This window comes from Mesorhizobium sp. M4B.F.Ca.ET.089.01.1.1 (assembly GCF_004022605.1).
GTDB classification, from domain to species: Bacteria; Pseudomonadota; Alphaproteobacteria; order Rhizobiales; family Rhizobiaceae; genus Mesorhizobium; species Mesorhizobium abyssinicae.
The window spans coordinates 1-7,013 of record NZ_RZOS01000308.1 but is presented as its reverse complement, the minus strand read 5'-3'; the positions used below and the strand labels follow the sequence as shown (position 1 = coordinate 7,013).

The following is a 7,013-nucleotide window of genomic DNA, read 5'->3' as shown; positions in this document are numbered from 1 at the left end:
TGAAGGAACTGGCCGTGGCGCATCAGGGGTGAGGGTGCCGCCGTGGACCTCGCAGCTGATCGGGTTTCTGAAGAGCACTTGGCGCTGGCGCCGCCCCTCATTGCCCTGCCGGGCATTTCTCCCCGTATAGTGACGGGGAGAAAGACGCTTGCGCCGGTGGTTTCGCCAATCGCCGAAGTCGCAGGAAGTGCGCCGGCGTCGCGGCCAGCCCCTTCTCCCCGTTCAACGGGGAGAAGAGAGCTAATCGCCTAAGCAAAATACTCCTGCAGCGGGGTGACTTCCAAGCTCCCCGCCCGCAATGCCGCAATCGCTTCCGCCACAGCCGCTGCCCCTGACAGTGTCGTGTAATACGGCACCTTCTGCATCAGCGTTGCGCGCCGCAGCGACTTCGAATCCGACACCGCCTTCTGGCCATCGGTGGTGTTGAAGACGATCTGGACCTGGCGGTTGCGGATGGCGTCCTCGATGTGCGGGCGGCCTTCGAGCACCTTGTTGATCTTTTCGGCCACGACGCCGTTCTCGGCGAGGAAGCGCGCGGTGCCGGAGGTGGCAAGCACCTTGAAACCCTGGCCGGCGAGGCGTTTTACGGCGGGCAGGATGCCCTTCTTGTCCTCGTCGCGCACCGAGACGAACAGCGTGCCGGAGCGCGGCAGGTCGACATTGGCGCCGAGCTGGCTCTTGGCGAAGGCGAGCGCGAAGTCGCGGTCGAGGCCCATGACCTCGCCGGTCGAGCGCATTTCCGGTCCGAGCAATATGTCGACGCCGGGGAAGCGCGCGAAGGGGAAGACGGCTTCCTTGACCGCGATGTGGCCGGGGTTGCGCGGATCGGGCATCGGCCCGTAATGGGCGAAGGCATCCTCCAGCGTCTCGCCGGCCATGATGCGGGCGGCGATCTTGGCGATTGGACGCCCGATGGTCTTGGCGACGAAGGGCACGGTGCGCGAGGCGCGCGGGTTCACCTCCAGCACATAGACCGTGCCGTCCTTGATGGCGTATTGCACGTTCATCAGGCCGCCGACATTGAGCGCGCGAGCCAAGGCAGCCGTCTGGCGCTCCAGCTCATCGACCAGGTCCGAGGGCAGGGCGTGCACCGGCAGCGAGCAGGCGCTATCGCCCGAATGGATGCCGGCCTCCTCGATGTGCTCCAGAATGCCGGAGACAAAGGTCGCCTTGCCGTCGCAGAGGCAGTCGACATCGACCTCGATGGCGCCAGACAGATAGGTGTCGAACAGCAGCGGGTTCTTGCCGAGCAGCGTGTTGATCTGGCCGGTCTTGTCGTTGGGGTATTTCTGCTTGATGTCCTCCGGCACCAGGCCGGGCACGGTGTCGAGCAGGTAGGTCTGCAGCATGCCCTCGTCATGGATGATCTGCATGGCGCGGCCGCCGAGTACATAGGACGGGCGCACCACCAGCGGGAAGCCGAGCTCGCCGGCGACGAGGCGGGCCTGCTCGACCGAATAGGCGATGCCGTTCTTCGGCTGGGTCAGGCCGAGCTTGTGCAGCAGCTTCTGGAAACGGTCGCGGTCTTCGGCGAGGTCGATCATGTCGGGTGAGGTGCCGAGGATCGGGATGCCGGCCTTCTCCAGCGCGTCGGCCAGCTTGAGCGGCGTCTGGCCGCCGAACTGGACGATGACGCCGACCAGCTCGCCGGACGCCTGCTCGGCGCGCAGGATCTCCAGCACGTCCTCCGCCGTCAGCGGATCGAAATAGAGCCGGTCGGAGGTGTCGTAGTCGGTCGAGACGGTCTCCGGGTTGCAGTTGACCATGATCGCCTCGTAGCCGGCGTCGCGGAGCGCAAACGCCGCGTGGCAGCAGCAATAGTCGAACTCGATGCCCTGGCCGATGCGGTTCGGACCGCCGCCGAGGATGACGACCTTTTTGCGCGCCGAGACCTTGGCTTCGTTGGCCAGCGCGCCGGCGAAGGGCACTTCATAGGTCGAGTACATATAGGCCGTGGGCGAGGCGAACTCGGCGGCGCAGGTGTCGATGCGCTTGAAGACCGGATGAACGTCGAGCTTTTCGCGAGTCTTCTGAATCACTTCGGCGTCGGTCATCGTCAGCGACGCGAGGCGGGCATCGGAGAAGCCCATCGCCTTCAGCATGCGCAGATTGGCGGCATCCTGCGGCAGGCCGTGCTCGCGCACGCGCTCTTCCATGGCGATGATGCCGGCGATCTGCTCGAGGAACCACGGGTCGATCTTGCACATGGCATGCACGTCTTCCAGCGAGGTGCCCATGCGGATCGCCTGCGCCACCATGCGCAGCCGGTCCGGCGTCGGCGTGCCGAGTGCTGCGCGGATGGCGTTTCTGTCGTCGACATGGCTGGCCGGCGCGCTGCCATGGCCAAGGCCGGGAATCTCGATCTCGTCCAGACCCGTCAGGCCGGTCTCAAGTCCGCGCAGCGCCTTCTGCAAGGATTCCTGGAAGGTGCGGCCGATGGCCATCACCTCGCCGACCGACTTCATGGCGGTGGTCAGCACCGGCTCGGCGCCGGGGAATTTCTCGAAGGCAAAGCGCGGGATCTTCGTCACCACGTAATCGATCGACGGCTCGAACGAGGCGGGCGTGGCGCCGCCGGTGATGTCGTTCTCCAATTCGTCCAGCGTGTAGCCGACGGCGAGTTTGGCGGCGATCTTGGCTATCGGGAAGCCGGTCGCCTTGGAGGCCAGCGCCGACGAGCGCGAGACGCGCGGGTTCATCTCGATCACCACCAGGCGGCCGTCGGCCGGGTTGACGGCGAACTGCACGTTGGAGCCGCCGGTCTCGACGCCGATCTCGCGCAGCACCGCGATCGAGGCGTTGCGCATCATCTGGTATTCCTTGTCGGTCAAGGTCAGCGCCGGCGCGACGGTGATCGAGTCCCCCGTGTGCACGCCCATCGGATCGATGTTCTCGATCGAGCAGACGATGATGCAATTGTCCGCCCGGTCGCGGACGACCTCCATCTCGTATTCCTTCCAGCCGAGCACGCTCTCCTCGATCAGCACCTCGGTGGTCGGCGAGGCGTCTAGGCCGGACTGGACGATGTCGTAGAATTCGGCACGGTTGTAGGCGATGCCGCCGCCGGTGCCGCCCATGGTGAAGGACGGTCGGATGATGGCCGGCAGGCCGACATGGTCGAGCGCCTGGGCGGCGATCGCCATGCCATGGCTGATGTAGCGCTGCTTGCGGTCGCCTTCGCCGAGGTTCCAGCGGGTTTCCAGCGCGTCGAGCGCGGCGTCGAGATTGTCGGGGTTCTCGGCCTTCAGCGCGGCGCGCTCGGCCTCATGCGTCTTGCGGTCGGCGTTCTTGACGTCGGTGGCGTTGGCCAGCATCGACTTCGGCGTTTCGAGGCCGATCTTGCTCATCGCCTCGCGGAACAACGCGCGGTCCTCGGCCTTGTCGATGGCATGCGCGTCGGCGCCGATCATCTCGACATTGTAGCGGTCGAGCACGCCCATGCGGCGCAGCGACAAAGCGGTGTTGAGCGCCGTCTGGCCGCCCATGGTGGGCAGCAGCGCGTCCGGCCGTTCCTTGGCGATGATCTTGGCCACCACTTCCGGCGTGATCGGCTCGATATAGGTGGCGTCGGCCAGCTCCGGGTCGGTCATGATGGTGGCCGGGTTGGAGTTGACCAGGATGACGCGGAAACCCTCTTCCTTCAGCGCCTTGCAGGCCTGGGTGCCGGAATAGTCGAACTCGCAGGCCTGGCCGATGACGATGGGGCCGGCCCCGATGATCAGGATCGACTTGATGTCGGTGCGTCTTGGCATGGTCTACGGGTTCCGTTCGGCGAGCGGCTTGCACGAAAAACCGGGACGGGAGGACCCGGCCGGTTGTGCTTGCGATTCTGGTATCAGGCTAGGAGGGCCTTATAGGGAAGAGTTTTGGCGGATGTAACCCCGAAAATGAGGGATTAGGGGAGTAGGGGAGTAGGGGAGTAGGGAGTAGGGGAGGTTCAGGCACCCACTGCCTATTCCCTACTGCCTAACACCTATTCACCCAGCGCAAGCTGGTCCGTGATCTCGAATCGCTCCGAGGTGCCGATCCGGATCATGTTGAGTGTGCCCTCGCGGGAGAAGCGGAATTCGTCTGCCGAGTCCGAACTGGCCGGGAAGCCGCCGTGGAAGGTGATGATGCGCGTGCCGCCATCCGGCCAGGCTACCGTGACGGCACTCTCGCCGCCCGTGTGCACCACGGTTACTTCGCAGCGGGTCATCGGCTGGCCGATATGGCGCGCGCAGGGGATGCCGCCGGAGGCATCGGGGGCGGGGCCGTCGGAAAGTCCTGCCGCCGATGATGTGAAGGCAAGGCCATAGGCATCCTGCATGGCCGTCCTGCCGATATCGGCGGCGGCGGGGGGTGCCGCCGGGTCGGAGCCGCCGAGGCGCGCGGTGATGTCGGCGGCCGGTGCTTCGGGGAGTTGAGGCGCGCTGGCTTCGCTCGCCGGCTCGGCGGCATCATCGGGCGCCGGCGCCGGATTGTTCGGGGTCAGGTAGCGCGCGGGCGCCCAGCCACCGACGCGAGGGTTCTCGGTGTCCTCGACCTTGCACCAGGGATTGCCGTTGACTTCGTTGCAGCCGAGGTTCTTCACCGCCGCCCCGCCGGGCAGGCGCGCCTGGATCTTTCCGGTCGCCGATGCGGTGGCGCGGATGTTGAGCAGGTCGTCCGGCGCGAGGCCGCTGACGATGGAAATGATGGTGCCAGGCGCGTCCTCGGCCATGGCCGGCGAGGCGGCCAGCGGCAAAGCGACGGCAATCAGTGCCTGCAGCGTCGATCGGAGCGTAACTCTGCGCTTCATCCTTCGGCCATGGGCATGCACGTTCCAAAGCGCGACCGACTCAAGCGCGCCACCTCAAGCCGAGGCGGTTATAGGAGACGATATGGCGCGATGTCATCTGAAACTTGGCGGTGACGGCGCGTGCCGCCGCTCAGTCCGGCATGAAGCCGGTTCTGAGCGCATGCGCCCATTCCGGCCGTCCCGCCTGTTCGGCTTGGCTCGCCGCGGCCTCGTGGTCGTAGTCGACGGCGATGGCCTCGAAGCGGTCGGGGCGGCCCTGCTCGCCGAGTTCGACGATGCCGTAGCGCGCATGCGGCGTGCCTTGCTCGGAAACATGCGCCGGAGGCGTGTCATCGTCATAGGCGGGGCAACCGATGCTGCCGGGGTTGAAGATGACCGGGCCGCCGGGGATGCGGATCAGCTCGGCGCGATGGCTGTGTCCGCACAGCACGATGCGGCAGGCGGGGTCGAGCGATTTCAGCCGCCGCCGGATCGCCGCCAGCGGCGCGCGCACCAGCTGGCCGTCGGTGATCGCATCGGCGAGATATTTCTCGTCATGGTCGGGGCGGGCGTGGAAGGCGACCACGCCGGGCAGGACCTCCAGCGTCAGCGGCAAGGCCAGCAGCGCCTCGCGCTGCAACCCCGTCAGCCGTTCCTGGGCGTAGCGGTCGGACGGCCACATCGTCTCGTCGGCGGGGTCCTGCGCCACGCGGCGGTCATGGTTGCCGCGCACGGTGGGCAGCTTGAGCGCCTGCAGCCGTTCCATCGTCTCGCGCGGCCAGAGCGGCCCGGAGACGCAGTCGCCGAGATTGACGGTGATATCGGCGCCGCCGCGATGCTTGAGGTCGTCGAGCACGGCGTCCAGCGCCAGCAAATTGCCGTGGATGTCGGCGAGAACCGCAATGCGCATCAGGCGCCGATCTCGATCTCGGCGGCGCCGACCATGGGCAGCGCCTTGTCGTCACCGGCGGCGGCAATGACACTGTCAAGCAGGCCGGGGAAGCGGCGGTCGAGGTCGTCGCGGCGCAGCGTGATCATGCGGTTGGTGCCGACCGCTTCGGTGCGGGTGACGCCGGCCTCGCGCAGCTTGGCCAGGTGATAGCTGAGGTTGGTCTTGGAGCCGAGATCGAGGAACTTGCTGCAGTTCATCGGCACGCCTTCCTTGCTCGCCAGGAAGCGTACGATGGCAAGCCTGGTCGGGTCGCCGAGCACGGCGAGCACGATCGGCAGGGTGATCTGGTCAGCATTGGGGTGAGGCAAGGTCATCCCCGGGAATTAAGCACAATCCGGGCCGATTTCAACGCGTCTCCTTCTGCGGCGGGCGCAAACGATCCGTTGATCGCGGGCCCTGTCCTGACACAGTGCTGTCAGCAGGGTTCAGCTATTTTCCCCTTGCTTCATTGACATCATGCCCTGCCATGTCCAATTGTTCAATAACTTTTGAACTAAAGGACACTCCCCATGGACAAGCGGATCTTCTGGCTTGCGCTCGGATCGTTCGCGATCTCGACCGAAGGCTTCGTCATCTCCAGCCTTCTGCCCGACATCGCAGCCGATGCCGGTATCTCGATTCCGCTCGCCGGGTCGCTGATCACCGCTTTCGCGCTCGCCTATGCGTTCGGCACGCCGATCCTGGCCACGCTGACCGGCGAATGGGACCGTCGCCGCGTCATCCTGTGGACGCTGGTGTTCTTCGTGCTCGGCAACATCGTTGCGGCGCTGAGCTCGTCCTTCGAACTGCTGCTGATCGCACGCATCATCATGGCGCTGTCGTCCGGCCTGTTCGCCGCGACCGCGCAAGGCACGGCCGTGGCGCTGGTCGACGACCATCACCGGGCACGCGCCATCGCCGTCGTCGTCGGAGGCACCACGGTGGCGGTTGCCGTCGGCGCGCCGCTCGGCGCGCTTGTCGCGGCCGTCGCCGGCTGGCGCGGCACCTTCTTCGCCATTGCCGGGCTCGGCGCGCTGGCCGGCGCGATCCTGTGGTGGCGGCTGCCGCGCGGCATCATCGGCACCAGGCTCCCGCTCAAGGCGCGGTTGGCGGCGGCGCTTCGGCCCGGCGTGATGCCGATCCTTTTGACCACCGCCCTGGCGCTGGTCGGCGCGTTTACCGTCTTCAGCTTCATCGCGCCGCTGGCCGTCCAGAGCGGCGGCTTGAGCCCGCTGGCGCTGCCCGGCATGCTGCTCGCCTTCGGCGCCGGCGCCGTCATCGGCAACATTGCCGGCGGGCGGGCCGCCCACCGCCTCTGGGCGA

5 protein-coding genes are annotated in these 7,013 nt (G+C 66.7%); 1 reads left to right on the top strand and 4 read right to left on the bottom strand.

Features of this window, described 5'->3' with window-relative positions; all coding sequences use genetic code 11:
- Positions 1-248 precede the first annotated feature (248 nt).
- From carB to EN780_RS23730, 4 genes are all read right to left on the bottom strand, one after another.
- Complete coding sequence (carB, locus tag EN780_RS23745; protein ID WP_128275488.1) at positions 249-3,752, bottom strand: carbamoyl-phosphate synthase large subunit; 3,504 nt, start codon at positions 3,750-3,752, stop codon at positions 249-251.
- 221 nt (positions 3,753-3,973) lie between these two features.
- Positions 3,974-4,780: an SH3 domain-containing protein gene (locus EN780_RS23740; RefSeq protein ID WP_128275487.1), complete on the bottom strand. Its 807-nt coding sequence runs from the start codon at positions 4,778-4,780 to the stop codon at positions 3,974-3,976.
- 130 nt (positions 4,781-4,910) lie between these two features.
- Positions 4,911-5,669 (bottom strand): metallophosphoesterase family protein, encoded by a 759-nt coding sequence (locus EN780_RS23735; protein WP_128275486.1) that lies wholly within the window; start codon positions 5,667-5,669, stop codon positions 4,911-4,913.
- A complete protein-coding gene (locus EN780_RS23730; protein ID WP_128275485.1) occupies positions 5,669-6,025 on the bottom strand; it encodes a helix-turn-helix transcriptional regulator in 357 nt (118 codons plus the stop codon). Before EN780_RS23730 ends, EN780_RS23735 begins: the two co-directional genes overlap by 1 nt.
- A 195-nt stretch (positions 6,026-6,220) precedes the next feature.
- Between EN780_RS23730 and EN780_RS23725 the strand changes: the two genes are divergently transcribed.
- A partial coding sequence (locus tag EN780_RS23725; protein WP_133372689.1) for an MFS transporter occupies positions 6,221-7,013 on the top strand: 793 nt, incomplete at its 3' end.

Excerpts from the sequence above, each read along its gene's own strand:
- carB (WP_128275488.1), bottom strand. The coding sequence starts at position 3,752 with ATGCCAAGACGCACCGACATCAAGTCGATCCTGATCATCGGGGCCGGC.
- EN780_RS23740 (WP_128275487.1), bottom strand. The coding sequence starts at position 4,780 with ATGAAGCGCAGAGTTACGCTCCGATCGACGCTGCAGGCACTGATTGCC.
- EN780_RS23735 (WP_128275486.1), bottom strand. The coding sequence starts at position 5,669 with ATGCGCATTGCGGTTCTCGCCGACATCCACGGCAATTTGCTGGCGCTG.
- EN780_RS23730 (WP_128275485.1), bottom strand. The coding sequence starts at position 6,025 with ATGACCTTGCCTCACCCCAATGCTGACCAGATCACCCTGCCGATCGTG.